At 69.0% G+C, this 24,872-nt stretch carries 25 protein-coding genes; 7 read left to right on the top strand and 18 right to left on the bottom strand.

Annotated features, from left to right (window positions below):
* Positions 1-21: 21 nt before the first annotated feature.
* Complete coding sequence (locus GLP40_RS19705) at positions 22-669, bottom strand: hypothetical protein (RefSeq protein WP_328290404.1); 648 nt, start codon at positions 667-669, stop codon at positions 22-24.
* A 186-nt stretch (positions 670-855) separates the two neighbouring features.
* The gene (gene hisS / locus GLP40_RS19700) at positions 856-2,136 is read right to left on the bottom strand and encodes a histidine--tRNA ligase (protein WP_328290478.1); all 1,281 of its coding nucleotides are present in this window, start codon (positions 2,134-2,136) and stop codon (positions 856-858) included.
* 180 nt (positions 2,137-2,316) lie between these two features.
* Here hisS and GLP40_RS19695 point away from each other — a divergent pair, with 180 nt between their 5' ends.
* Both GLP40_RS19695 and GLP40_RS19690 read left to right on the top strand, forming a co-directional pair.
* Positions 2,317-3,174 carry a peptidylprolyl isomerase gene (locus tag GLP40_RS19695; protein ID WP_328290403.1) on the top strand — a complete coding sequence of 286 codons (858 nt, stop codon included), beginning with the start codon at positions 2,317-2,319 and terminating at the stop codon, positions 3,172-3,174.
* A 402-nt stretch (positions 3,175-3,576) separates the two neighbouring features.
* Complete coding sequence (locus GLP40_RS19690; protein WP_154789448.1) at positions 3,577-4,137, top strand: hypothetical protein; 561 nt, start codon at positions 3,577-3,579, stop codon at positions 4,135-4,137.
* Positions 4,138-4,224: 87 nt separating this feature from the next.
* On the opposite strand, the gene GLP40_RS19685 is transcribed toward GLP40_RS19690, so the two are convergent.
* From GLP40_RS19685 to GLP40_RS19625, 13 genes are all read right to left on the bottom strand, one after another.
* Positions 4,225-4,662 carry a DUF4913 domain-containing protein gene (locus GLP40_RS19685; RefSeq protein ID WP_328290402.1) on the bottom strand — a complete coding sequence of 146 codons (438 nt, stop codon included), beginning with the start codon at positions 4,660-4,662 and terminating at the stop codon, positions 4,225-4,227.
* Complete coding sequence (locus tag GLP40_RS19680; RefSeq protein WP_154789447.1) at positions 4,659-6,563, bottom strand: type IV secretory system conjugative DNA transfer family protein; 1,905 nt, start codon at positions 6,561-6,563, stop codon at positions 4,659-4,661. The genes GLP40_RS19685 and GLP40_RS19680 overlap by 4 nt, the downstream gene beginning before the upstream one ends.
* Positions 6,564-6,600: 37 nt before the next feature.
* The gene (locus tag GLP40_RS19675) at positions 6,601-7,221 is read right to left on the bottom strand and encodes a hypothetical protein (RefSeq protein ID WP_328290401.1); all 621 of its coding nucleotides are present in this window, start codon (positions 7,219-7,221) and stop codon (positions 6,601-6,603) included.
* Between the two features lie 92 nt (positions 7,222-7,313).
* Positions 7,314-7,595: a transposase gene (locus GLP40_RS19670; protein ID WP_328290400.1), complete on the bottom strand. Its 282-nt coding sequence runs from the start codon at positions 7,593-7,595 to the stop codon at positions 7,314-7,316.
* A gap of 23 nt (positions 7,596-7,618) precedes the next feature.
* Positions 7,619-11,008 (bottom strand): hypothetical protein, encoded by a 3,390-nt coding sequence (locus tag GLP40_RS33920; protein ID WP_230329740.1) that lies wholly within the window; start codon positions 11,006-11,008, stop codon positions 7,619-7,621.
* Between the two features lie 6 nt (positions 11,009-11,014).
* Complete coding sequence (locus GLP40_RS19660; protein WP_154789445.1) at positions 11,015-12,505, bottom strand: SCO6880 family protein; 1,491 nt, start codon at positions 12,503-12,505, stop codon at positions 11,015-11,017.
* Complete coding sequence (locus GLP40_RS19655; RefSeq protein WP_154789444.1) at positions 12,502-13,980, bottom strand: hypothetical protein; 1,479 nt, start codon at positions 13,978-13,980, stop codon at positions 12,502-12,504. Before GLP40_RS19655 ends, GLP40_RS19660 begins: the two co-directional genes overlap by 4 nt.
* 52 nt (positions 13,981-14,032) lie before the next feature.
* Positions 14,033-14,857: a hypothetical protein gene (locus tag GLP40_RS19650; protein WP_154789443.1), complete on the bottom strand. Its 825-nt coding sequence runs from the start codon at positions 14,855-14,857 to the stop codon at positions 14,033-14,035.
* A gap of 51 nt (positions 14,858-14,908) precedes the next feature.
* Positions 14,909-15,187, bottom strand: a complete 279-nt coding sequence (locus GLP40_RS19645) for a hypothetical protein (protein ID WP_154789442.1) — start codon at positions 15,185-15,187, stop codon at positions 14,909-14,911.
* A gap of 26 nt (positions 15,188-15,213) precedes the next feature.
* Positions 15,214-15,504, bottom strand: coding sequence for a hypothetical protein (locus GLP40_RS19640; RefSeq protein WP_154789441.1), 291 nt, complete (start codon positions 15,502-15,504; stop codon positions 15,214-15,216).
* Positions 15,505-15,682: 178 nt separating this feature from the next.
* Complete coding sequence (locus GLP40_RS19635) at positions 15,683-16,336, bottom strand: hypothetical protein (RefSeq protein WP_154789440.1); 654 nt, start codon at positions 16,334-16,336, stop codon at positions 15,683-15,685.
* Positions 16,333-17,208 carry a MinD/ParA family ATP-binding protein gene (locus tag GLP40_RS19630; protein ID WP_154789439.1) on the bottom strand — a complete coding sequence of 292 codons (876 nt, stop codon included), beginning with the start codon at positions 17,206-17,208 and terminating at the stop codon, positions 16,333-16,335. Before GLP40_RS19630 ends, GLP40_RS19635 begins: the two co-directional genes overlap by 4 nt.
* A 16-nt stretch (positions 17,209-17,224) precedes the next feature.
* Positions 17,225-17,866, bottom strand: coding sequence for a hypothetical protein (locus GLP40_RS19625; protein WP_154789438.1), 642 nt, complete (start codon positions 17,864-17,866; stop codon positions 17,225-17,227).
* A 334-nt stretch (positions 17,867-18,200) separates the two neighbouring features.
* Between GLP40_RS19625 and GLP40_RS19620 the strand changes: the two genes are divergently transcribed.
* Entirely contained in the window at positions 18,201-18,962 is a 762-nt protein-coding gene (locus tag GLP40_RS19620) for a 3-hydroxyacyl-CoA dehydrogenase (RefSeq protein WP_328290399.1), read from the top strand.
* A gap of 14 nt (positions 18,963-18,976) precedes the next feature.
* Here GLP40_RS19620 and GLP40_RS19615 read toward each other — a convergent pair whose 3' ends face one another.
* Both GLP40_RS19615 and GLP40_RS19610 read right to left on the bottom strand, forming a co-directional pair.
* A complete protein-coding gene (locus tag GLP40_RS19615) occupies positions 18,977-19,510 on the bottom strand; it encodes a hypothetical protein (RefSeq protein WP_154789437.1) in 534 nt (177 codons plus the stop codon).
* A 23-nt stretch (positions 19,511-19,533) separates the two neighbouring features.
* Complete coding sequence (locus GLP40_RS19610) at positions 19,534-20,307, bottom strand: ArsR/SmtB family transcription factor (protein ID WP_154789694.1); 774 nt, start codon at positions 20,305-20,307, stop codon at positions 19,534-19,536.
* A 231-nt stretch (positions 20,308-20,538) separates the two neighbouring features.
* Here GLP40_RS19610 and GLP40_RS19605 point away from each other — a divergent pair, with 231 nt between their 5' ends.
* From GLP40_RS19605 to GLP40_RS19590, 4 genes are all read left to right on the top strand, one after another.
* Entirely contained in the window at positions 20,539-21,576 is a 1,038-nt protein-coding gene (locus GLP40_RS19605; protein ID WP_154789436.1) for an alpha/beta hydrolase, read from the top strand.
* A 33-nt stretch (positions 21,577-21,609) separates the two neighbouring features.
* Positions 21,610-22,452 carry an SDR family oxidoreductase gene (locus GLP40_RS19600; RefSeq protein ID WP_154789435.1) on the top strand — a complete coding sequence of 281 codons (843 nt, stop codon included), beginning with the start codon at positions 21,610-21,612 and terminating at the stop codon, positions 22,450-22,452.
* Positions 22,449-22,661: a hypothetical protein gene (locus tag GLP40_RS19595; RefSeq protein WP_154789434.1), complete on the top strand. Its 213-nt coding sequence runs from the start codon at positions 22,449-22,451 to the stop codon at positions 22,659-22,661. Before GLP40_RS19600 ends, GLP40_RS19595 begins: the two co-directional genes overlap by 4 nt.
* A gap of 165 nt (positions 22,662-22,826) precedes the next feature.
* Positions 22,827-23,657: an alpha/beta fold hydrolase gene (locus GLP40_RS19590; RefSeq protein WP_154789433.1), complete on the top strand. Its 831-nt coding sequence runs from the start codon at positions 22,827-22,829 to the stop codon at positions 23,655-23,657.
* 227 nt (positions 23,658-23,884) lie between these two features.
* Here the strand turns inward: GLP40_RS19590 and GLP40_RS19585 are convergent, their stop codons facing one another.
* Positions 23,885-24,829 carry a helix-turn-helix transcriptional regulator gene (locus GLP40_RS19585; RefSeq protein WP_328290398.1) on the bottom strand — a complete coding sequence of 315 codons (945 nt, stop codon included), beginning with the start codon at positions 24,827-24,829 and terminating at the stop codon, positions 23,885-23,887.
* Positions 24,830-24,872 lie beyond the last annotated feature (43 nt).

Genomic DNA, 24,872 nt, shown 5'->3' with positions numbered 1-24,872 from the left:
GGGTGTCGGCCAATTGATCGATCAGTGCGCCAGGTCGGCGATGTCGGAGTCGGCGAGGACGACCGGGGCGACCTGGTCGCGATCGCGGACCATCCGGACGGCTCGGTAGAGAGGCCGTTGCTCGGCTACCGCATCGCGGGCCTCGGCGCGCAGTTGCTGGACGAGCAGATCGGAGATGGCCAGGGCGGCGGCGAGGGGGCAACCGGCCAGCGCGTCGGCGAGTTTGCGCAGACCGAGGATGTGGAGTTCGCGGCCGCCGCCGGAATCGCTGTAGATGGCCAGGGGCACCACCTGGGTATCGGCGCCGGCGGTGGCGCGCAGGACGATGCGGCTGATCCTGCCCGGGTAGACCAGGATCTCGGCGGCGGTGGCGGCGGCGAGGTCGAGGCGGCGTTCGCCGCGCCAGGTGCGCGCGCGAACGACGGTGCCGGACACGGTGATTCGTCGCCGCTGTACGGCCAGGGCGTAGAGCGTGGTGGGCGCGCCGAGCACGAGGCCGGTGGCCAGGGCGATCGGCCAGTGCACGAACAGCGCCATCAGCACCCCCACCCCGATGCCGATGCCGAGCGCGGCCAGCGTGAGCCTGCGCAGGGCGGGGGCCAGCAGTTCGGGGGCGATCAGGTCGAGGCCGACGTCGCCGGTGGACCCCGGTTTCGTTTCATCAGTCACAGCAGCGCATTCGTCCATGTCTCGATGGGTCGTGCGTACCGGCGGCACGCACCGCCCCCGCGCGACGCCCCGCACGGTACCAGCAGGCACCTACCTGCATACTCCGATTTTCCCCACTTCGAGCCTGATTTCCCGGGGTGTGCCGGGCCGGTCCGGACAGCCGCGCTGTCCGGTCCGGGCAGCGCGTCAGTTCTGTCCGCCCGCGAGGGTTTCCACAACCTGAGCGACGGCCTCGTCCAGCGGAATCTGGCGCTGTTCGCCGGTACTCAGATCCTTCAGGCCGATCTCGCCCCCGGCGACCTCGCGGTCGCCGAGCACCAGGGCCAGGCGCGCACCGGACTTGTCGGCCGCCTTCATCGCGCCCTTCATGCCGCGGCCGCCGTAGGCCAGGTCGGTGCGGATGCCGGCCTTGCGCAGCTCGGCGGCGATCACGACCAGGCGCTGCTTGGCCACGTCGCCGAGCGGCACACCGAAGACCTGAATGCGCGGACCGTCGACGGCCGACTTGCCCTCGGCATCGAGCGCCAGGACCGTGCGGTCCACGCCGATGCCGAAGCCGATACCCGACAGCGGTTGCCCGCCCAGTTCGGCCATGAGCCCGTCGTAACGGCCGCCGCCGCCGATCCCGGACTGCGCGCCCAGCCCGTCGTGCACGAACTCGAAGGTGGTCTTGGTGTAGTAGTCGAGCCCGCGCACCATGCGCGGATTGACCACGTACGGTATGCCCAGCGCTTCCAGGTGGCCGAGCACCTGCTCGAAGTGCGCCTTGGCGGACTCGGACAGGTGGTCGATCATGAGCGGCGCGCCCGCGGTCATCTCCTTGATCTCGGGACGCTTGTCGTCGAGCACGCGCAGCGGGTTGATCTGGGCCCGGCGGCGGGTCTCCTCGTCGAGCGGTAGCTCGAACAGGAAGTCCTGCAACAGTTCTCGATACTGCGGTCGGCAGGTCTCGTCACCCAGCGAGGTGATCTCCAGCCGGAAACCGTCGAGTCCGAGCCCACGGAAGCCGGCGTCGGCGAGGGCGATCACCTCGGCGTCCAGCGCCGGGTCATCGATGCCGATGGCCTCCACGCCGACCTGCTGCAGCTGCCGGTAGCGGCCCTTCTGCGGGCGCTCGTACCGGAAGAACGGACCGGCGTAGCAGAGTTTGACCGGCAGCTGGCCGCGGTCGAGGCCGTGCTGGATGACCGCTCGCATGACACCGGCCGTGCCTTCTGGGCGAAGGGTGAAGCTCTCGCCATTGCGGTCGGCGAAGGTCCACATCTCCTTGGAGACGACGTCGGTGGATTCGCCCACACCCCGAGCGAACAGGGCGGTCTCTTCGAAAACCGGCAGCTCGACATGCCCGTATCCGGCCAATCGCGCGGTGGCCACGAGGCCGTCCCGGACGGCGACGAACTCCGCGGAGCCCGGTGGCAGATAGTCGGGGACCCCCCTCGGGGCACTGAAGCTGCTGGTCTTGGTCACGATGGTCAAGTTTCCACCACGGCCGCCGGTCAAGTCCAACTGGCTATCGACCGCGGGCCCGGGCACCTGCCATATCTAGGTTTTTCTCAGCGAATGCAGGTAATGTCTGCCGCGGCCGCTGGGCTGACGGCCGCAGTCTGTACGGACATCAGATACCGACCGCTCACGGAGGGACAGTTAGTGCCGAGCAATGAACAGCGACGCGCTGCGGCGAAACGGAAGCTGGAGCGTCAACTCGCAAACCGGGCCCAGCGGGCGCGCAAGCGCAAGCAACTCACCATCGCGGCGTCGACCATGGGTGTCGTGCTCGCGGTGGCCGCCGGTGTCGGCATCTACTTCCTGACCAAGGGCGATGACAACAGCACCAGCGCCAAGGCCTCCGAGACTCCGGACGCCTCGCTGACCGCCGCTCCTCCGCCGGCCGCCAAGGCCAAGCCGGCCTCGGTCAGCTGCGATTACCGTCCGTCGCAGAAGCCGGCCGACAAGCCGGTGAACCCGCCGAGCACGGCCGGTGTCTCCACCGCCGGTGACGTCAAGGCCACCATGGACACCAGCCAGGGTCCGATCACCATGACCCTGAACCCGGGTGAATCCCCCTGCACGGTCAACAGTTTCGAGAGCCTGGCCAAGCAGAAGTTCTTCGACAACACCAACTGCCACCGCATCACCACCGGCAAGGGCCTGCAGGTGCTGCAGTGCGGCGATCCGACCGGCAGCGGAATGGGCGGCCCGGGTTACGAGTTCGACAACGAGTACCCGACCGACCAGTACGACCCGAATGATCAAGCGGCCCAATACCCGGTCGAGTACAAGCGCGGCGTGCTGGCCATGGCCAATGCCGGCCCGGGCACCAATGGCAGCCAGTTCTTCCTGGTCTACGGCGATTCCCAGCTGCCGCCGCAGTACACCATCTTCGGCACGGTCGACGACGCCGGGCTCGGCACCCTCGACAAGATCGCCAAGGCGGGCGTCCAGGGCGGCGGTCAGGACGGCAAGCCGGCCTCGGACGTGAACATCCAGTCGGTCCAAATCAACTGACCAGCATGGTTTTTCGGGCCCGGCGCTTCATGCGCCGGGCCCGATTCTTTCCGACGAAGGTCTCGGGAAGGCCCCGTTGAACCTTCAGAGTAAGGCTTCCCTAACCAAAGAAAATCCTGACTTTCCCGCCGCCCGCCGGAATTGTGCGATATATGCTGGATCGCGACGCGCGCGCACGGCGGTTTCGGAGTTCTCGCTGGTAATCTCGTAGAACGGAGTACCAAGGCGTAGTAAAGCCCCGGGTAAACCCCATCGGGCCGCCCCAACGCCCCACGTTCTCCCGGTGTCCACGTTTGCGGGCGGGACATGGCGATGCGCAACCACCGTCCGTGTGTGGCGATGTCCGCGACGAAGCACCACCATCATCCATAGTGATCTAACTGCAGCATCGGGGAGCAGGCAATGGCCGAGGAACTCGACGACATCGGCCGCGAAACAGCGGCGATGATGAGGCAAATGTTGCAGCTCGCGACACTTGTCGCGCTGCGCACCCGGGAACGTGGCCAGAAGGAAGCGGAAGCACGCGTCAGGGTTACCGAGGCCCGGCAGAAGGAGACTCGCGAGCGTCGTCTGCGGGAGGCCGCCGATGCCAAGGCACGCGATCCGCGCAACCGCGAACTTTCGCGAATCTTGGAACGCCCGCCCCTGGAACGGGGCGTATCCCTCGAGAAAGACCGATTCTCCGCTCAGGCGGAGGCATCTCGGATGGCCGCGCAGCAAGCCAACCGCGGCTCTGTGCGATACGACTCGGTGGAACGGCGAACTGCTCTGGCCCAGCACCTTTCGCGCATGGGCATCTCGCCGGAACTGCAATCGGTGCGCCTGCTGATGGAGGTCGGGCAGGCCCAGTCGGCGCAGGAGGCCGTACGAATCCGGGAGCAGGAGGCAGCCCAGCGCCGGGTCCGGGAGCAGGAAGCCCATGAGCGGGAGCGGGAACGCTCACGTTCACGCGAACGAGTCTGAGTAGCAGCACTTTCGAACGGTGGCGGATCGCAAACCGATCCGCCACAATCCATTTCGGCGCCGGCCTGGTTGGGTCCGGCGCCGTTCTCACAGCGGGAACTCCCCGATCGTAGGATTGCTGAACAGGCCCTGCTGCGGCGACTTCAACGGCAGCGGCGTGAGCATGTCCTTGTGCCCGTTGCGCACACTGCAGTACTTGAACGGCCCCTTGGGGTCGAACAGCTTCGCCATGTGCGGGTCGGCGTGATCGAGGAACCAGATGCTCAGTCCGGTCTTGCCGTCGTGGCGGTAGTGCTCCCACGCCCGCCACATGGCGTCCAGTCGCGCGACCGCCTCGGCATGCTTCCACCATTCGGGGCACCATACGGTGTCGCTGATATCGGTCACCTGCCGGCGGTACACCAAACTCAGGTAGTTCTCGACGAACTCGACCACGCTTTGATAGACCATCGGCGGCGACTCGTCGGGACGGCGGCCGCGGGCCTCGTCGAAGGGGAAATTCTCGGGGTGCTGCTCATCGCTCACAGCGGTCGAACCTCCTTGGGAGCCGCAACGTCGGGCAGTGTCTCCTTGATCACGGCGGGAGAGCTGATCAGGTCGGAAATCTCGGTCTTTCGCGGCGACGGGTCGTGCGCGCTGATGGAGCGCTGGACCTGCTCGGCGTAGGGGCCCTCCCACCACGGCACCGTGCGCAACAGCACCGCGGGCGTGCCCGAGGCGAACAGGATGGCGCGGCCGCGCGGCAGCGTCGCCAGCGCGTGGGCATTGAAGGTTCGCGAGGAACTCAGCGACCGCGAATAGCTCTTGCCGCCCTTCGATTCCGACACCGACTGGGCGATGCTGTCGTAGTCACCGATGGCCTCGGAACGTTGCTGCAGGAAGTTCATGTCGTCGATGCCGCTGCCGATGACCTTGATATTGGCCGCGCCCCAGAGGGCTTCCATGCCGTCCGGGCCCCAGCAGCGCGCACCCTGCGCCCACGACTGCAGCACGGTCATCACCACGATGCCGCGAGAACCGAAGTGGCTGTACTGCTTCGGCAGATCCTTCCAGCGCACCACGTTCGCCGCCTCGTCGAGCGCGGCCAGCAGCGGCACCGGCAGCCGTCCGCCCGGCGACCGGGACGCCTTGCTGGTCGCGACATCGATCACGGCCTCGGTCAGGGCACTGACCAGCGGCGCCGCCGAGCCGCGACCCTCGAGCGAGAGGCTGTAGAGCGTGCCGTTGCGCTCGATGAAATCCAGTTCGTCGAACGCGACGCGGTTGCCGCCCGGGATGATCCACGGCGTCACATGCGGGAACTTCAGGACGCGGATCATGGCCTTCGCGCCACCGAAGATGCCGTCGCGGGTCCTGACGTCGAGGTTGTACTGTCCCGCGAGTCCGCCTGCCATGTAGTGCATTCCGTAGCTGCGCAGAATCTCGATGGGGGTGTGGTCATTGGGATTGTTCACCCATTCCCAGGCGCGCAGGATGTTGTCGCCCGCGCAGGCCGCCGCCAGGAACAGGCCCGCCAGCAGATCCTCGGCCTCGGGGTCGAAGTAGGAGTCGGCGCCCTGACCGGCCGACGGGCTGCCCTCCGCATCGGAGAAGTGACCGGCAAGGCGCACAGCCCGCACCTCACAGCCGGGCTTGTGCACATTCACCCAGGCCAGCGGATCCCAGTACCACTCGGGCTCCTGCTGCTGACTGAGGTCGTGCGAATCCGGCGCCACGCCTTGGGGATCGAAGACGAAGACGGGGCTGCCCTTGGATTCGCGCACATCGCGGGTGGCGTCCACGACGTCACGTTTGTTGGAGGTGACGATCACCGGGCCGATGGCGGCGAGCACGGCCGGGACGACGCGGGAGGAGGTCTTGCCCTGACGGGGCCCCCAGATGTCGACCTGCAGGTCCTCGTAGGAGCCGTACATCATTTCGCCATCGGCCACCGACATGCCGATCGGGATGCCCGGGATCAGCGGGTCCCCGGGCCGCATGAGGGAGCCGGGAATGATCATGTCGCTGCTGAATTCGTGCCGCACCAGCGGTACGCCGATCTGCCCGGCCTTCTCCCGCACGCCCGCCAGCGTGAGCGCCTTGACGGCGCCACCGGTGCCCATGTGGTCGGCCTTGTCGTCGATCGCCAGTCGGCCCTTCTTGGCGTTCTCCGCGCGCCGGCGCTTCAGCAGTACCCAGCCGACGGAGCACAGGACGACCAGCACGATGATCACGGTCGCGGACGCGGGCCAGCGCAGATCGCCCTTGATCAGGCCGGCCACGATGGCGATGGGGTTGATCGGCAGATGCTGACGCCGGGAGCTGAGCAGGTTGCCCAATTGCACTGCAAGCCACAGGGTTCCGAAGACGTAGAAACCCGCGTAGATGAGCTGCAGGGTGCGGTCGGGACCCGGGTCGGCGGGGTCCTTCACCTTGGCTTTCGCCATCTCTAACCTCCTGGGATGACCTGTAGGTCGTTGCCGCTCAACGGAATTCGTCCAGCAACCAGCCGCCGGTGGGTCCGCGCACGACGGTGGCGACGACCGTGGCCGGGGGCAGCGATTCCCGCTTGCCGTCCGGGTAGACGACCGTCTGCTCGATGCCGATCTTGTACTGCTGCCGGTTCGGGTCGGCGCCCGTGGGAGCCTTCTCACCGGAGGCGAACGCGAATGCCTCCACGTGTGCGCCCGCCTTGGCCCAGTCGGCCCAGCGCAGTGACGGTCTCGGTGTTGCCACGCTGGTGGATGGGTTATCCAGTGTACGGATGAGGGTGGGTCCCAGCCATTTCCGGGCCCGGCGCAGCGCATCACCCTCGGATTCGGTGGCCGGGTACCAGGTGTAGATCTGTTCCAGCGCGGTGACCGCGACACCGTCGGGGGTGGTGGGGTCCGGGGCGGGGGCATTTTCCAGCAACCGGGTGGTCGACGTGGGCGGTTGCCCGGCAGTCGGATTCGAGCCGCCGCCGGTTGAGCCGCCGCCGCACGCGGTGGCCAGCATCGCGACGGTCATCACCAGCATCACCACCCCAATCGCGGGACGCATGCCTGCGCTCGCGCCGTTCACCTCGGCGCGTCCATCGCCCGGTCCGCGCCGGCGGCGCAGCACCGGACCATCCTTCCAGGCTAGTCGCTGGGCTTCATACCCGGGCCATACCAGCGGTTTTCCCGGCGCGACGGGTTCGTTCTCGCAACGGCGGCTCATGTGCCGCGCTTGGCTTCGTGGAGGGTTTCCACCAGTGTGCGGTTCATTTCGGCGGCGGCGGCCAGCTGCTGCTGCAGCAGAGCTACCTTGCGACGCAAGGCAATCGCATCCATGCGTTCCAGGCCGGGACTCTCGGCGGCACGCACCCAGTTGCGCACCGAATTGGTGTGCACACCGATCTGGTCGGCGACCACCCGGCAGGCCTCGGATTCCGAGCGCAGTTTGCCGGTGAGGGCGATGACCTGTTCGACGGCGGCCTGGCGGACCTCCGGCGACACTCTTCGATACGACCGGTGCGGCATCATGCGGCGCTCCCCTCGTCCGAGCCGCGGCTGGCGGTGGTCTCGGTGAATTCGCTGAAACGCTGGTTGGTGTCGTGGATTCCGCTCTCCCGCTCCGAGAACGTGAACTCCATGTGGAACGGGATGCCGGGACGGCGGTCCTCACCGATCTTGAGCAGGAACTTACCGGTGCCGGGCGCGGGCGGGCGCTGCTGGCCCGGTTTGAGCGCCTCACCGGTCAGCGCCTGCGGCGCGGACCAGCTGGTCACCATCTCCTCCTCGGCGGCGGTGAAGGGCACAGTGGAATCCAGACGCGCGATCTCCTCGGCGGGGAGCGCGCCGAATATCTTGGCGCGGGCGCGTTCCAGGAAGCCGAGGGCCTTGGCAATGGCGGCCTCGGAGCCGAGGGCCTGCAGGTCCTTGATGGTGTGGCTGATCATGATGAGCGAGGTGGCGATACCACGCTGCAGACGGGTGAGCTCGTCGACGCGGTCCACCATGAAGTCGCCCAGGCCCAGCACCTGCCACAGCTCATCCATGACCACCTGGAAGTAGCGCTGCGGGCCCATATCCGCGTCCGCCAGCACGTGCGCGGCCTCGACGGAGGCGAAACCGTCGGCCCAGCAGGCCAACATGACGGCGGCCTTGAGTTTCTTGTCCCCGTTGGGGATGTGGGAGACGTCGATGCAGACCGCGGTGGAGTCGGTGTCGATGGGAGTCGTGGTGTGGCCGTTGAAGACCGCGCCGAACGGACCCTGGGTGAGGGCTCGCAGCGAGCGGCGCAGCCCCTTGATTGCCTCGTGGTATTCGTCCGGATTGTCCGCGCCCGCATCGAGTTGCAGTTCATCGCCACCGGCCACGACCACTTCCAGGAGGTCCTCCAGGATGGGCGGCTGGTCGGGGGTGAAGCCGCTGCCCTCGCGGTAGAGGATGCGCAGGCCGGTGGAGATGAGGGTTTCCTCGAAATCGCGCACGCGCGCGCCGCGGACCAGTTCGACCAGACCCGCCACCAGGGTGACCTGGCGAGCGCGCATCTCCTGCATCACCTGGGTCTGGAGCTCGGGCAGGCCGTCCAGGCGCGGGACGATGGAGCCCAGCACACCGGCCGCGAGCGGATTGAGCTTGCCGTGGCCGTAGCCCAGGTCGATGACCTGGCCTCCGACCAGCTCCACCAGCTTGCGGTAATCCGGCTTGACGTCGGCCAACACCAGCGGCGTGATGCCCTGAGCGACACCGCCCAGTACGATGCGGCGCACCAGGGACGATTTGCCGAAACCATTGAGGCCCAGCACGAACAGGCTGGGCGCGGTGATGAAGCTGCCGCGCATGAACCAGTTCATGGGGTCGAAGCAGACCGGCGCACCGGTGTGCAGGTGGGAGCCGAGCGGGGTGCCGATGAGCGGCGCGCCCGCGCCGACCGACCACGGCCACAGGCCCGCGACCTGCGCGGTGGTGGCGCGGTACTCGACCGGACGGCCGATCACGTTCATCCGCCCGCCGCCCGGGCCGATGTAGCCGCGGTCGGTGAGTTGTGCTGTGGTGCGGTCGAATTCGTCGAAGCTGCCGTACTCCATGCGCTCCGCGCGGGCCGCGAAGTTGCGGCGGCGCAGATCGTCGGTGTGCAGCCGGAAGGTGGCCCAGGCCGCCTTGATGCCATTGCCCTCGCGCGCGGTGACCTCGAGCTTGGCGCGCGTGGTGTCGTCGAGCAGCTTGGGACCCGTCTGCTGTTTCTTCCTCGCCGCGGCCTTGCGGGCGGCGGCACGGTTGGCTGCCGCATCCCGCTCGGCCTGATCGGCGATCTTGTTCTGATCGGCCTTTCGCGTGCCCCCGCGCGCCCGCTCCTCGCCCCGCTCGGGCCGTCCGGAACGCGACGACCGGTTCCGTACCGGCCGCTCCCCCGGCGCGCCGTCGGGTCGTGGGCGCGCGCGCCCCGGGGTCCCGGCGCGTCCGCCCAGATGCACACGATCGGCATCCGTGGACCGCCCGCGTCCTTCGGATCCGTTCCCGCGTCGTGCTTCCCGCTCCGGATCGACCCGGCGCTCGCGCCCGTGCTCGCTGTCGGCGCCGCGTCGCTCACGCCCGTGTTCCGGATCCTGGCCACGGTGTTCCCGCCCGGTTTCGCCCTCCGCGCGAGGCCGTTCGCGGCGGCGTTTCGACGCTTCCCCGCGCCGCACGGCTTCTCCGTCACCGGTGGCCTGGCGACTCCGCTTGTGCTCGATGCGATCCCGCTCGGACCGTTCCGGCCCGCGCGCCCGCCCGCGCTCCGGCGACTCGGTGTCGCCGTCCCGCGCGCCGCCGGACCGCGGTGCCACGCCGCCCCTCCCAGATCGCTTGTCCAGCACCCGATCCGGCCGCTCGGCGTCACCTCGGCGTCCCGGTCCCTCCGCGGTCTCCCCCAGCACCCCGGCAGCGGCCCGCAGCGCATCCGCCGAGTCCGCGCCAGGCCGCATCGCGAGCTCTCGCCCGGCCGGCGCACGCCCAGGTCCGGACACAGCGGCAGCGCTGGATTCCGCGGTGCCGCCGGTCGGTTCGAGCGCCGGCAACGCCGGAAGCCGCCGCCTCGGCGGCGTACCGCCGGTGGGGTTCGCCTGCCCTGCACGGTCGCGACCAGTCGGTTCGGTGGATCCGGCGCCTTCCCGCACAGCCACACTCGAGGCTGCTTCGGGTGCCGACCCATCGCCACCATCCGAACGGACTCCGCGCTCGTCGCGACCCGGATCACCCTCGCGCGCACCGGCGCGCGTCACCGCATCGGCGGCCACAGGCCGCGAAACCGGGCGATTCGGCGCGGTGGTGGACTCCGCCGAGACATCGATCGATTTCGGCGTGCCTTCGGACCCGGCCACCCCGGCTCCCCGGGCCTCGGATGCCGAATCGCCTTGGTGTGCGGTACGACCGGCGCTGTCGGACGGTGCGCTGTCGCCGATGCTGCCGGCGGCGGCCGAATCGCCCCGCCCGGGCCGGCCCGTGATCGCGCGCGCCGAATCAGGCCGGCGCACACCATGAGCCGCGCTCTCCGAGACGCCGTCCGGGGCGGTCCGCCCGCCCGGGTGTTCGAACTCGGCGCCGGACTCCGAGTCGCTCGGTCGGGCCGGGGCACTGACTCGATCAGCCGTGACTCCGTCCGCGTGCTCGAGCATCGCGTAGTCGCCCTCGCCCTCTCGCACCGCCGGAGCCTCGTCCGTCTGCGCGGCGGGCTGCTCGATGGGGTCGCGGCGGAGCATGCGGCGGTCCGGGAGGGTGCCGCGGCGGGGACGGTGTTCATCGCGCATCACGCGGGGCGTGGGAGGGTACGGGTCCGCGTCGTCACCGGGGTTGACGGGGACCGGATCGCGGCGGGAGCCGCGCCGTGTGGCGGGCGGCGGCACGGCGTCGCGATCGCGGACCGACGGGTCGTAGTCACGTGGCATGGTGGATTACCCCGCAAGCGCTTTCGGGACGGTGGCGTGTTCGGGGAGGATCACCCCGCAGCCGAGGGAGGCTGCGAACGCCGCCGCCTGGTAGCGGTAGCAGCGGCGGATCTTGAGGCGGGCCTGGGTGGACAGGTCGCGGGTGATGGCCTCGATACGCGGCAGATCGCCGCGCAGGGGTTCGGTGATGGTGACCAGGGCACCGAAGCGGGTGACGCCATGGCCGCGGGCCTGCTCCTCGCGGGCCTGCTGGGTGGCGCCGACACGCAGGGTGGCGGCGGCCGACACGACGCCGCGCTCGGATTGCTGTGCCACCAAGGCGTTCTTGTAGTCATCGTCCACGATCTGGGCGGCGTCGCCGGCCGAGTGCGGGCGGTAGACGATGGTGATGCGCTTGCGCGGCACCTCCGGATTCGGGGCCAGCAGCCGCTGCAGCACCCTCTCGTCGACCGCGCCCTCGGGGGCGGTGTCCATCTCCCAGGTCACGGAGCGGCCGCCGTCGTGAATGAAGTGGTCCCAACGCTCCTCGTGCGACACCGGACCCGCGTCGGCCCAATCCAGGCCGTGCCCACCGGGTTCGCCCGCGGCCACCTCGAGGTCGGCTTGCGAGGCCGGGTCGTAGCTGCGGCGGATGAAGGAGATGATCTCGTCGGCGGCCATGGGCTGGGCGCGGACGCCGGCCTCCGCCAGAGCCGCGCAGATACCGGGCAGGCGGCGGCCGATCTCGACCGCCTCCTCGGCCGGATTCTTGCGGCGCTCGGCGGTGGTGGCCTTGAAGGTGATGGCCACCCGCGGCAGCAGCTGCACGCGCTCCTGCGGCAGCTCGGTGGCCAGCTCGTACATGACCTGCTGTGCGAGGTCGGGGGCCTCTGGCCGGGTAATGGTGGAAACCTCGGTGAGCAAACGGTTTCCGGTCTCGGGCACGGTATCGATGACCGGCACCACGGCCACGATGTCGGAGGTCTGGCCCAACGAGGCGAGGAACGCGCCCCACGCGCCCACCCAGCGGTCGATGACCGGCTGGTCGACGGCCTCGTGGCCCTGCGGCCAGGCGCGCAGAACCACGGTGTACTGGGCGAATTGCGGTAGGTGGATCATGCCGAAGCTGTAACCGCCGGCGTCGATGCCCTCATAGAGCCGCGACGGGGCCATCAGCCCGGGCAGGCGGGTGACCCCGCCCGGAATCCGGGAGAAGCGCCCGCCCCGGTACACGTGCTCACCCTTGGAACGGCCGCGCAACCAATGGAACATCATCAATCCGTTCTCGTAGCCGGAGCGGCCCCCCGTCCGCCACACCAGTGGAACCATCACGACCGTGCCGATGCCCGCCACCACGGCGGCCGGTTTCGGCCCGGCTGCCAGCGCCGTCAGCAGCGCGGTGATCACGACGGCGAAACCGACCACAGTCTCACCCCAGCGCAGGCCGAAAAGGCCGGCGCTGCGGGGCTTCTGCCACAGTCCGTACGAGCGGCGCTCGTAGGTGTCGGTCATCGTCATCGCGGAATGGTGCTCCTGCCGAGGTCGGGTGAACGGTTGGCCCAGGTATCACCGGCCAGGTCGCCCGCGGTGGCCTCGGCCTTGCCCAGCGACGCGGTCGCCGCGCGCACCTGCGCGACCCGGTTGGCGACGCGGGACGCGCCTGACGGTACTGCGCCGCCACCGCCTTGGGCGGCAGGACTCGCGGCGGGAGCCCCGCCGCCGCCACCGGCCGGGCGTGGCGGGGGTGTCGGGCGCGGCGCGCCGCCGCCCCCCGGTCCGCCGGGACCGGGACGGCCGGGCCGTCCACCGCGACCGGGTCCGACAAATCCGGCAGCGCCGGGTCCGGCGGCACCGCGCGGGGCGACCGCGCGCGAGCCCACCGCACCGAGCGCGGCGATACCGACCAGGGTGCCGGTGGTGGCGGCCAAACCCGAACCGCCGGAACCGACAATGGCGACCGCCGGTGTGACCAGGCGCATGAGCGCGGGCAGCACGAAGGCGACCGTGCACAGCAACACGATGGCGACCAGCATGCGCTGGGCCTCGTCGGCGTCGGGCAGGTTCACGGTGCCGGTCAGGTCATCGGTACTGCCCGCGGTGGTGAACGCGATCATGTAGACGATCGCCGCCACCGGCTTATAGAGCATGAACGCGATGATCCAACCCAGCAGCTTCGAGTAGGATGTACGCCCGATCTGCGTGCCGGACGCGGCCGCGGCCAGCGGCAGCACGCCCGCGGCCACCACCAGTAGACCCTGGCGGACGATGGCGAGCACGATCTGGGCCAGCGCCCCGAGCAGGCCGACGATGGCGATGATCAGCACCAGTCCCGGCGAGAACGCCTGCAGCTTCGAGGTTTTCACCATCAGCTCGGCGATGTTCTTGGCATTGCCGCCGGTGGAGTCGTTGATGATCCACTCGGAGAACTTGTCCGAGGCCTGGGTGGCGGCCACGATCACCGCGCCCAGCATCCAAGAGCTGAACACCACCCGCGCGAACATCCAGAACGATTCCGTGGCCTCACTGACCGCGGCTCCTCGTCTGGCCTGTGCCAGCTTCAGGCCGGAGATGATTACCGACGCCATCAATAGCAGGATCTGCACCTGATAGGTGTAGTCGTTGATCTTGGTGAAGAGCGCGCCCGCGTCACTGACGCGTTCGTTCGGGATCTTCATCCAGAACGTCAACGCCAGGATCAAGGCCTCGCCCAGACCGTTCATCAGGGAGTCCACCACTTTGCCGAAGGTGGAGTCCCACGCCTTGTCCCGCACGGCGGCGGCGGCATCGGTCGGGTGGGTGGCGACATTGCCCGCCTTGCACGCGGCCGAGGCCGCATCGCCGAGCGAGATGCCGGGCACGCCGAGACCGTCGAGCGAGTCGTGTAATTCATTGCAGGCCTGATCGAAACCGTAGGTCTGGCCGTAGGCCACCGTCGGAGTCGCGATCATGACGGTGAATACGACCGCAAGGATCGTGAATAGCCGTCTCAGCATGTGGTCCACCTCTCGATGGGTCGCGATGCCATGTGTTCGGAATTTTCGGTTGTCACCATCGGGTCCACCCCGCAAGGGAATCCACGTATACGGTCTGCGCGGTCTTGGAGGTCGAGGGTTTGAGCCGCCAATCGCCGGCATCCCAGACCATGATCAGGCGCACCGCCGCCCACAGCTGCCGGTTGTCGACCACCGGTCCGCGCGCGGCCAGCCGCACGATGGCCATGTCGTCGGCGTAGTTCTCGATCTGGAAGCCGTCGGGGGCCACCAGATAGCGGGTCACCTTCTCCGGCTGCTGTTTCGGCAGCCGCTGGTCGGCCAGCGCCTGGTCGTAGGCGGTGAGCTGGTCGGCGGGCACGCGTACCTGCCGCACGTACAGCTCCCGGTCGGCCGGGCGGGCGTTGAGCCGATAGGTGATCTGGGCCGCGGCCAGCGCCGCGCCCTGCGGGGTGTGCGAATAACCAACGGCCAGGCCGTTTTCCAGGCGAGCCGGACCGTCGGAGGTGGAGAAGGGAACCGACGCGCCGTAGACCCGCTGCCACCCGTGGGGATCGGTGGTGCCCAGGGGGGCGGCGGTGAGCCAGTCGGCGTCGGAGGCCTTGCGCTGCTTGGACGGGTCCTGTGGCAGCGGCTGGCCCGCCGAGTTGTTGGGGACGTCGACGCGGCGGCCGAACAGATCCACCTCGGGTGAGGCGAATCCGGTGGCGCCGGTGTCGGAGGTCGACGGCACGGTGCCGTCGTTCTTCGCGCTCGGCTTGTTGTCGCCGTGCCCGAAGTAGACCACCAGGCCGGCGATGAGGATGACCGCGACCAGCGCGGCCGAGGCAATGACGCCGAACGAGACGCGGTCGCGCTCGGGCGACTCCTTCTCGCTCATTGTGTGGCCTCCGAAGTGTTTGTGCCAGTGGACAATTCAGTGTCCGTGTCCTCAGGTCGGCAGCAGGGCCAGCGCGATGCCGCTGGCCGAGGTCGCCATGATCGCGCCCAGCAGGCTCATCACCACCCCGTGCGTCGCGTCGTTGGCGGCCAGATCGTCGCGGAAGGCGTACCAGAGCCGACCCGCGGCCAGGATCATCCAGGCCAGGCAGAACAGCAGCACGCACCACAACAGCCAGTCGATGAGCTGCATGATCGGCCGGATCACATCCGACGGCATCTGCTTGTAGGCCAGCACGACGGCTGTGTCGTCGGTCAGTACAGCAGCCATCGCCTGTGGCACCAGCGCGGCGGACATTAGGTGATCACTGCGTTCATGATCGTGCCCGCGCTCGTGGCGACGATACCTCCGATCATGGCCCCCGCCACCATCTTCGGCGACTCCAAACCGCCTCCCGTCCACTTTTCCCAGGCGAACCGTCCGCCGGCGTAGGTGATGCCCAGGACTCCCGACAACAGAACGAACCAGGTGAAGTACCGAACCAGTTTCAGCAATTTGTCCGACGCGGGCGGCGCCTCGGGGGTCGGATTCCCGACCTGGGCGAGGATCTGGCCGTACGCGTCATGTACGGCGAGGAGCATGCTCATTGTCTGTCCTTCTCCAAAAGCGAACTGCTAGTAACAATCTCGCCGATGATCGGCCCTGCGGTCCAACCGGCGGCGACAACTCCTTCGGTTAACTGTCCTTCCCTCTTCCCCGGGGACCGAACCGGTCCTCGCAACCGGGAAATCCTTCCTGCGCAACATGATCCGTCGGCGTTCATGATCACTCCCGCGGGTCGGCGAACTCGCGCCGGGGGGCGTCCAACGCGTCCTGCACGGCGGCCACGATGCCCGCGCCGAGCTCCCGCACATCCGGCGTAATCTCTTCCAGCGGATCGGTTTTGCGCTTGCGCTGCTGCGGTACCGGGTCGCCGGGCGACCAGATCGGCAGCTGATCGGCCTCCACGAGCGTCCATTCCTCATGCCACGGCAACTGCCATACCTGACCCGCCAGCGAGCCGACCACATCGCGGTAGCGGCGAATCTCGGCCGGCATTCGGCCCGGGCGCGCGGCCACGGTGACCAGGCCCAGCACCTCACACGAACCGGCCAGTCCGGCATGGTGCTGGCGCAGCAGATCGTGGGCGCGGGTGAGCCCGGCGATGGTCTCGCGCGCCACCAGGACCACGAACGGCGACTCCCGGTCGAATCCCCCTGGCCAGCGTCGATACGAATCCGCCGCCGGCGCGAGCACATGCGACAGCGTGGTCGCGCCCGCGCCCCCGTGCACGCCGAGCAGCCACACCAGAGGCGCTCGACCACCGCCGGGTACGGGTCGGTCCCAGATCGGTGCGCGGCGGGATTCCGGCGGCGGCACCACACCGGCCGCCAGGGCGGCCTCGGAGGAGGATCGGCGTTCCTTCATGGCTGCGGTCATGATGCCACTCCAGCAAGCAGGCGGCGATACGCGCGGCGTGTCTCGGCGGCCAGGTTGCTGTGCCGCACCAACTCTCCGCGTGCGAGGTGCGGGTCATAGGGTATCTCGACGATCTCGCGGACCCAGCCGTCCAGATGCTCTCGCAAATGTTCAGCGATCCGAGAATCGCTGCCCGGCAACTGATGCGACACGACAATCGTGGTGTCGCCGACGATGCCGTCGCCCTGCCCCTCGCCCTGTCCGCCGAACTGATCGTCGAGCCACTCCAGGGTGACACGCAGACGGTTGGCCGCGTCCACGCGCGCCGGAATGGACAGCACCAGCGCGATATCGCCGTCCTCGAGCAGCGGGCGCAGATGGCGGCTGGCGATCGGATTGCCGCCGTCGTACACCGGCGTGTACGCGGTTTCGCCAAGTTCGCGGGCGACCGTCAGATAGGTGGCGCGGCGGCGCAGCGGAGCCGGATCGCGCCACAACAGCCCGATTCCGGAGGTGGCGCGGGAGAGACATTCCTTGAGCGGCGCGGCCTCGTCGTCGCCGCGGCCGTAGAGCCAGGCCTGCAGGCTGATCGGGCTCAGGTGCTCGTCAGCGCCCCGAAGGGCGAGATCGCTGCCGGCGAAAGTGCCGTCCACGGCCACGGTTTGGGTACCGGCGGCCCCCATCTCTCCCGCGATGCCGAGGGTCGTGGTCGTGGTGCCCGCGCCGCCACAGCCACCGACCACCAGAATCGGGCGCGGCGCGGGACCGGCCTCGCCGGAGTCGCCGCGGCGCTTGCGCGCGCGCACCACCGGAGCCTTGGAACGCGCGGCACGGCCCGGCGATTCACCCTCTTCGGGCATCTCGTCGAGCCAGCGGCTCCAGTCCTGATCCATTGTCTCCGCTCTCCTCTTATCCGGCCGGAACGCCCGCGGCAGGTCCATCGTCGCCGATGATCGCGGGGGCCGTCATTTCGTTGTACGCCGCCGCGACGGCGATCGGGCCGGAAAGGGGCCCCGCCTGGGGTGTGCCGATGGATTGCGCAGTGCCGTCATGAGAATTCAGCACATATAGAGCAACTCCACCGACGATGGCTAGCAAGACAATGGCAACGATCAGGAAGGCGAGGGTGAAGAACCGCCACCCCGTGAAGCGCCCGGCGCGCGCGGGTGCGGTGTCGGAGATCGACTCCCACAGCTGGGAGGCCCGGTCGACGGGCTTTCCGATGGACAGCGCGGCGGATGTGCCGCTCTCCGAGGGGAATTCGACGACGGCGCCGCCACGGTAGCGCAGCGACGGTGCGTAGGAGCCACTCTCGCCGCGGTCGGCCATCCAGTCCGACCAGGACCCGTCGAAGTGGTTGCGCCGCAGCACCGATTCGGGCAGCGGCGGAATCTCGAGTTCGGGCTCGGCCTCGTGAATGTAGTGCGGGTAGCGGGCCGGGCCCGCCTCGTCACCGAACGCCGCGTCGGCGCCGGACGGTTCGAGGGTGGAGGCCTGGGCGTCGGGGTCCAGGGCGGGGTACCAGCGCGATACTTTTTTGTACGACTTCAACATTCCCGCTGTGGGCACGTCGCTCGGCATCGTCTGACCCTCTCGGCGGTCGGTCGTGGCTGACGGTGTGTTGTCGTCGGTATTCGGATGGTACTGAGCAGCCCGCCGTCATCGCGTCGCCGTCGGCGCCGCGGTCGGAACGGTCCCGATCGGAAATTCTCTCGCATGAACAGGATTCCAACGACTCGACGCGCCGGACGCCACGCCGTGCAATCCGCGCGCGCGTGCGAGTAGCAGGGTTCGCGCCATCGGGTGAACGCCACGCCGACGGGGCGGTCTTCCCTGTGGACGGAGCAGAATCTACATTAACAAGACCAAGAATTTTGGAGGTTTTGTGAAGACAGCAGACATCGTCGCGGTAGTGACCGGCGGCGCCTCGGGACTCGGCCTGGCCACCGTGCGGGAACTGCACTCGGCCGGCGCGAAGGTCGTTATCCTCGACCTTCCCTCATCCGACGGCAAGGCCATCGCTGAGGAACTCGGTGAGCGCGTGGTGTTCTCGCCCGGGGACGTGACCAGTGAAGCGGACGTGACCGCCGCGCTGGACGCCGCTCAGGAGCTCGGCACGCTGCGAATCGCGGTGAACTGCGCGGGAATCGGCAATGCGATCAAGACGGTCGGCAAGCAGGGCGCGTTCCCGCTGGATGCCTTCTCCAAGATCATCAACGTTAACCTCATCGGAACGTTCAACGTCATCCGCCTGGCCGCCGAGCGCATCTCGGCGACCGAGGAGGCCGACGGCGAGCGCGGCGTCATCGTCAACACCGCCTCGGTGGCGGCGTTCGACGGCCAGATCGGCCAGGCCGCCTACTCCGCCTCCAAGGGCGGCATCGTGGGCCTGACCCTGCCGGTCGCCCGCGACCTTGCCTCGTTCAAGATCCGCGTGATGACCATTGCGCCGGGCCTGTTCCACACCCCGCTGTTCGCAACCCTGCCGCAGCAGGCCATCGACGCCCTCGGCGCGCAGGTGCCGCACCCGTCGCGCCTGGGCGACCCCGCCGAGTACGCGGCGCTGGTCCGCCACATCGTGGAGAACCCGATGCTGAACGGTGAGGTGATCCGCCTCGACGGCGCGATCCGGATGGCCCCGCGGTAATCACCGCCCGGCGATCACGCGGTGACGGCACCGGCGCGAGCATCCGCTCGCCCGGTGCCGTCGCCATTTCCGCACAGCGCCAGCAACTGTCGGGTGTGACCGGGGATCTCGACATCGATCAGGCCGAGGAACAGATCGCGCAGGGGCACGGCCTGATCCAGTAGGAGGGTGCCCGCGGAGAGCAGGCGGGTGGGGACGAGCGTGTCCAGTTCCGCATCGGACAGGGCGGGTCCACCGAAGCCGCACAGGATTTCGGCCTGACGGCGCAGGCGTTCACACAGGCCGGCGCGGCCGCCCGCCAGATCGATGACACGGCCGATGGTCCAGATGTCGAGGGCGATCCGGTTGTCGTAGGTGGCGTGATCCCCGGCCGCCACCGCCGACGCGGCGGTGATGGCGGCCGCGGTGACGAGGCAGACGTGGGCCAGGATCTGGTCCGCGTCCCATTCCCCCGGCGCCGGTGTCGGCGGGCGGCCCGAATCGGCCACGGTGGCAGCGGCTTCCAAGAGCGAGCCGTAGACCTCGCGCAATGGGGTGGTGTCGAACATGGTGGCTGCTGGGTCCGGGCGCATCAGGCGTGGGCCTGCGACATCTCCCACGGGGCCTGTGGCAACACCGCGCCGGTTTCCAACAGCGACTTGAGGTTGGCCAGGACTGCGGGCCAGCCGGTCGAAATGCCTTGCAGCATCTCCTCGTTCGGCAGGTTCTCATGAGTGACGGTGAGTCGGACGATGTCCTGGTGGGACTCGATAACGAAGGTCACCACGGATGGGGAGCGGTCCTCCTCGGGGGAATCCTCGAAGGTGAGGACGAGGCGGTTGGGTTCGTCGGCCTCGAGGATCTTGCCGACGACGTCGATCTTGCCGGAGCCGTCGACACGGCGGTGCTCCCATGGCGAACCCGGCTGCCAGTCGGACACATTCGCATGGCCCCAGTACCGGGCGGTCAGGTCGGCGTCGGTGAGGGCCTTCCAGACCTGGGCGGCGCCGGCGTGGATGTAGGTGACGTAGACGTAGTTCGGGATCGTGGCGGTCATGGCGTACTCCTCTGCCTGGTTCTTGATGGCGCGCAGGACGTCGAGCCGGGGGCGGTCGAAGACGGAGATCCAGCGCTGTTCGATGTCGTGAATCGGGGTCGGGTTGATGTAGTGCACCCGCTCGCGCCCGCGCCGCAGCACGGTGACGAGCCCCGCCCGCTCGAGGATGTCGAGGTGCTGGGTCACCGACTGCCGGGCCATCTCGACGCGCTCGCACAGTTCACGCAGGGTCTGGCCGTTGTGTTCCCGCAGCCGGTCCAGCAGGAGGCGGCGAGTGGAGTCGGCCAGGGCCTTGAAGACCGCGTCCATATCCGGTTCGGGTTGCACGGGAAGATTATGCAGGTATTTACCTGCATAAGTCAACGGCGGGCGGCGGCATCGTCTCGGGAGCGGTCCGACGGATCCTTTCCTACGTGGGAATTTCGTTCTCGGACATGACAATCCGCACATTCGCAGTCAAGATGATCAACGGCCCTCGGCCAGGAATGACATCGTTGTCTCAGCAGCGCCCGGTGTTTCGCGGCGCGGACAGGAGTGCCCGTGGCGACGACGCCGCAGACCTCGGACCCCGTTTCCTCGGTGATCGTGGAAACGATCCGACCGGCACGAATCGGGACGAGGCTGGCCCACCCTGTCCTGCGCACCACCGTGCAACAGTTCTTACGCGCGGGAGCCTGGGTCGCCGATCTCGGTCCGCGCCCGGCCGCCCTGGTCTTTCGCATGACGCGACTGTCGGAACAGCCCGCCCGGGTGTTGGGCACGCCGCGCGGCACCCGCCGCGAACCGGTGCGGTTCGAGCACTTCGACGCCGAATGGCTGTGGAGCGCACCGGCTCCCGATCCGCGCGCCGACCGCGACGCGGCGATCCTGTACCTGCACGGCGGCGCGTTCATAGCGGGCGGTCTCAACAGTTACCGCCGCCACACCGCTCGCCTGGCGGCACTGAGCGAGCTGCCGGTACTGACGGTGGATTACCGGCAGCTGCCCGATGCCCACCCGAACGAAAGCCTCGACGACGCGCTCACCGCGTACCGGCATCTGCTGGCCGAGGGGTTTCCGCCCGAGAAGATCGTGGTGGCAGGTGATTCCGCGGGCGGGGGGCTGGCGCTACGGCTGGCGCTCACCCTGCGCGACTCGGGTCTGCCGCTGCCGGTGGCGTTGTCGGTGACCTCACCGTGGGCGGATTTCGACTCCACCGCCCGGCTCGCGCACCCCAATGCCCGCTACGACGCGGTGCTGCCCGCGGTCGGTCCGGACATGGTGGTGCGCCGCGGCATCGCGGTGGACGGCGAACTGGATCCGGCGTGGTCGGTGGTGAACCACGACTTCACCGGTCTGCCACCGATTCTGCTCCAGGTCGGCTCCCGGGAGATGCTGCTGGCCGATGCGCTGGCGGTGGCGAAGCGGGCCGAGGCGGCCGGGGTACCGATGCGGCTCCAGGTCCGCCCGAGCGCGCCGCACACCCTCATCCACCTGGGCGCGGATCTGCTCGCCGACGGCCGCGACGCAGCCCGCGACGCGGCGGACTTCCACCGTGCGATGATCGATCTCGGGCGCCTCGGCCGCGACGCCGCCTGACCCGTCCCCGCGACCTGACCCCGAGAGGCTCCGATGTCCCAATCCGCCACTGGTTCCCACCCCGCGATCCTCGTCACCGGCGCGGCAGCGGGTATCGGCCGCGCGATCGCGGCGCGCTTCGTCCGGGAGGGCTGGACCGTCGGCCTCTACGACATCGACGCCGATGCGGTGGCGCGCACCGCCGCCGAGATCGGTGGCCGGACCGTCACGGGAACGTTCGACGTCATCGACCCGGCGGGCTGGGATCGGGCGTTGCGGGAGTTCACCGATGCGACCGGTCGCCTGGATCTGCTGGTGAACAACGCGGGCATCTTGGTGTCGGGTCCATTCGGTGAGATTCCGGTGGAACGCCAGCATCGCCTGGTGGACGTGAATATCAAGGGCGTCCTCAATGGCTGCCACGCGGCTCTCCCCTATCTGCGCCGCACCGAGGGCAGCCAGGTGATCAATCTGGCGTCGGCCTCGGCGCTGTACGGCCAGCCCGGTCTGGCCACCTACGCTGCGACCAAGGCCGCCGTCCGAAGTCTGACCGAGGCCCTCGACCTCGAATGGCGGCGATACGGAATCAAGGTCAGCGACCTGCTGCCCCTGTTCGTCGCGACCGACATGATGACCGAGGTGAGCCGCGGCTCGAAGTCCGCGACCGCGCTCGGCGTCCATCTCACCCCCGACGATGTCGCGAACGCCGTGTGGCACACCGCAACCGCCAGTCGGCCGCTGGCCGGCCCCCATGTTCTGGTCGGCCTGCAGACCAAACTCACCGGCCTCGCCAGCCGTCTTTCTCCGCCGTTCGTGACCCGTGCGGTGGTGGGCTGGATCAGCAAGGCCGATTCGCTGCACCAGCACCTCAGCGGACGGCCAAGTCTCCCACGATGAATATCGCGATCGCGGTTTCCGCCCGCCGCCGGCTCGGCCACCCGCCGCTCGGCCGAACTCAGGGCCTCGAAACCGCCGCCGCCCACGGTGTCTCGCGCCCCCGCCAGAATGCGTTGCGCCGCCGCGGCATCGGCTCGCGGGCGCTGCTCCCACAGACCGGCCAGCAGCGCGGCCGCCTGCGGGTGGGGCGAATCCCGCTCCACCGGTAAGGGTTTCGGCCCCGGCGAGGCAGCGGTCAGCCACGCGTGCGGCTGCGCCTGCATACGTGCGGTACCGGCTACCATGGCTGGTACCGCGTGAGGGTGAGTCGGTGCTGACGGCCCTCGAGGCCGTAGACGCGGTGCCGCACCGCTACTCGACGAGGAGAGCGCCCGATGCCGGAGTTCGACTATCACGGCGTATCCGTCGCCTACGATCGCGCCGGGTCGGGTGATCCGATCGTGTTCCTGCACAATATCGGCGGTGACCGGCGCATCTGGATGAACCAGACGGGGGCACTGGCGGCCACCAACGCCGTATACGCCCTGGACCTGTTCGGGTACGGCGACTCCGATTCACCCGGCAGCGGGTACACCGTCGACAACTACGTGCGGATGGTGTCGGAGTTCATCGAGACGCACGGCCTCACCGATGTCACGCTGGTCGGCAATTGCTTCGGCAGCGCGCTCTCGCTGCTCTACGCACGCGGCAATCCGCGGAATGTGCGCGCGCTCGTACTGTGCAGCCCGCTGACCGCCGCCACGCTGCGTCCCACACCGACCGGTTGGATGGCTCGTATGGCCGCGCACTTTCCGCTCGACTCCATCGCGGGCGCGATCCGGCTGCCCGAGGCGGCCGCGAATCTGGTGGTCCGCGAACAGCTCGGCCCCCGCGGGCGCGGCATGGGTTCCTCACCCTTCGCGGGCCTGCGCCGCCGCTGGAGCGAGCCGCGCCGGCTGCTCCCTCCCGCCGCGATCGCCCGCGACCTGCCGACACTGGCCGTCCTCGACGACTTCCGGCCCGCCCCCGGATTCCCGCCCATCACCACCGTGTGGGGAGCCGAGAACCGCATCCTCTCCGCATCCGCCGGCGCGCGCCTCAACACCACCCTGTGCCCGTCCGAGGCCATCGAACTGGCCGACTGCGGCCACCTGGTCATGCTGGAGCAGCCCGAAACGGTCACGGCCGCCATCCAATCCGCCGCCCGGACGGCCCTGGCGGGCTGAATCATATGTTTCGTTCGTTCGGTCGATGCCCGACCTGAAGCATCTCGACGAGAACCGTGTGAACACTCCCGTGCAGCACTGGATCAGCGCCCGGCCGACCGTGCTCTACGACAATTCGAAAGCCGCTCCGCCGCCGCGGCGGAAACGCCACCGACCCGCGGCCGAGTGCTCGATGCCGCCGGAATCCCGGGAACGGACCGTACCGGCCCCGAGGCCCGCGCTCGAGGTCAGCCCGCCGCGCGATGCAACCGAGTAGCCAGTTCACGAAGGCGCGCAGTCAGTTCCGGCGGCTCGATGACACGGAAGTCGAAGCCGAAACCCGCGACGTGGACAGCGATGGCGTCGAGGTTATCGGCGCCGGTGTGCAGTACGCAGGTGTCCGGGTCGACGGCCTCGAGCACACCGACGGTCGGCTCGATCACCTCGGCGGCCTGCTCGACGGAGGTCAGCAGGGTGATGCGGGCCTGATAGCGGTAGGGCGCGGTGGTGACGCCGCGCGAGACCTGATCGGCGGCGTCGGGCGCTTCGCGGGGCGTGAAGCGCGGTCCGTTCGGGATGCGCGGGGTGAGGCGGTCCACCCGGTAGGTGCGCCAATCCTCACGGTCCATGTCCCAGCCGGTCAGGTACCAGCGGCGGCCGATATGCACCAGGCGATGCGGTTCGGTTGTGCGGCGGGAGGTTTCGCCGGTATGGGTGCGGTAGTCGAACCGCAGGCGATGCTGGTCACGAATGGCGGCGGCGATGGCGCTCAGGGTGTCCGGGTCCACGCGTGGCCCACCCGCGGGCACGGACACGGTCGCGGCTTTCAGCGCTGTCACCCGATGACGCAGCCGCGACGGCAGCACCTGCTCGAGTTTGGCCAGAGCCCGCAGCGAACTCTCCTCGATTCCCGCGATGGTCCCACCGGCCGCGGTGTGCAGGCTCATGGCCACCGCGACGGCCTCTTCGTCGTCGAGCAGCAGCGGCGGCAGTGTCGCGCCGGCGCCCAGCCGATATCCGGCCGCACCCGCGGTGGCGTCCACGGGATAGCCGAGAGCGCGCAGCTTTCGGATATCCCGGCGCACGGTGCGCACGTCCACTTCGAGCCGCGCGGCCAATTCCGCGCCGCTGCGCTCGCGCGGGGTCTGCAACAGCGACAGCAGTCGCAGCAGTCTGGCGGAGGTTTCCAACACGATCCGATTCTGCGGCACAGCTAGGGCAAAATCTGTCCTGACC

This window comes from Nocardia aurantiaca (genome assembly GCF_009708175.1).
Taxonomy (GTDB): Bacteria; Actinomycetota; Actinomycetes; order Mycobacteriales; family Mycobacteriaceae; genus Nocardia; species Nocardia aurantiaca.
This window is presented reverse-complemented; position numbering and strand designations above follow the sequence as displayed.

Coding starts and splice junctions, on each gene's coding strand:
- GLP40_RS19690 (WP_154789448.1), top strand. CDS start 3,577: ATGGCCGAGGAACTCGACGACATCGGCCGCGAAACAGCGGCGATGATG.
- GLP40_RS19680 (WP_154789447.1), bottom strand. CDS start 6,563: ATGGCGAAAGCCAAGGTGAAGGACCCCGCCGACCCGGGTCCCGACCGC.
- GLP40_RS33920 (WP_230329740.1), bottom strand. CDS start 11,008: ATGCCACGTGACTACGACCCGTCGGTCCGCGATCGCGACGCCGTGCCG.
- GLP40_RS19660 (WP_154789445.1), bottom strand. CDS start 12,505: ATGACGATGACCGACACCTACGAGCGCCGCTCGTACGGACTGTGGCAG.
- GLP40_RS19655 (WP_154789444.1), bottom strand. CDS start 13,980: ATGCTGAGACGGCTATTCACGATCCTTGCGGTCGTATTCACCGTCATG.
- GLP40_RS19650 (WP_154789443.1), bottom strand. CDS start 14,857: ATGAGCGAGAAGGAGTCGCCCGAGCGCGACCGCGTCTCGTTCGGCGTC.
- GLP40_RS19645 (WP_154789442.1), bottom strand. CDS start 15,187: ATGGCTGCTGTACTGACCGACGACACAGCCGTCGTGCTGGCCTACAAG.
- GLP40_RS19640 (WP_154789441.1), bottom strand. CDS start 15,504: ATGAGCATGCTCCTCGCCGTACATGACGCGTACGGCCAGATCCTCGCC.
- GLP40_RS19635 (WP_154789440.1), bottom strand. CDS start 16,336: ATGACCGCAGCCATGAAGGAACGCCGATCCTCCTCCGAGGCCGCCCTG.
- GLP40_RS19630 (WP_154789439.1), bottom strand. CDS start 17,208: ATGGATCAGGACTGGAGCCGCTGGCTCGACGAGATGCCCGAAGAGGGT.
- GLP40_RS19615 (WP_154789437.1), bottom strand. CDS start 19,510: ATGTTCGACACCACCCCATTGCGCGAGGTCTACGGCTCGCTCTTGGAA.
- GLP40_RS19610 (WP_154789694.1), bottom strand. CDS start 20,307: ATGGACGCGGTCTTCAAGGCCCTGGCCGACTCCACTCGCCGCCTCCTG.
- GLP40_RS19600 (WP_154789435.1), top strand. CDS start 21,610: ATGTCCCAATCCGCCACTGGTTCCCACCCCGCGATCCTCGTCACCGGC.
- GLP40_RS19595 (WP_154789434.1), top strand. CDS start 22,449: ATGAATATCGCGATCGCGGTTTCCGCCCGCCGCCGGCTCGGCCACCCG.
- GLP40_RS19590 (WP_154789433.1), top strand. CDS start 22,827: ATGCCGGAGTTCGACTATCACGGCGTATCCGTCGCCTACGATCGCGCC.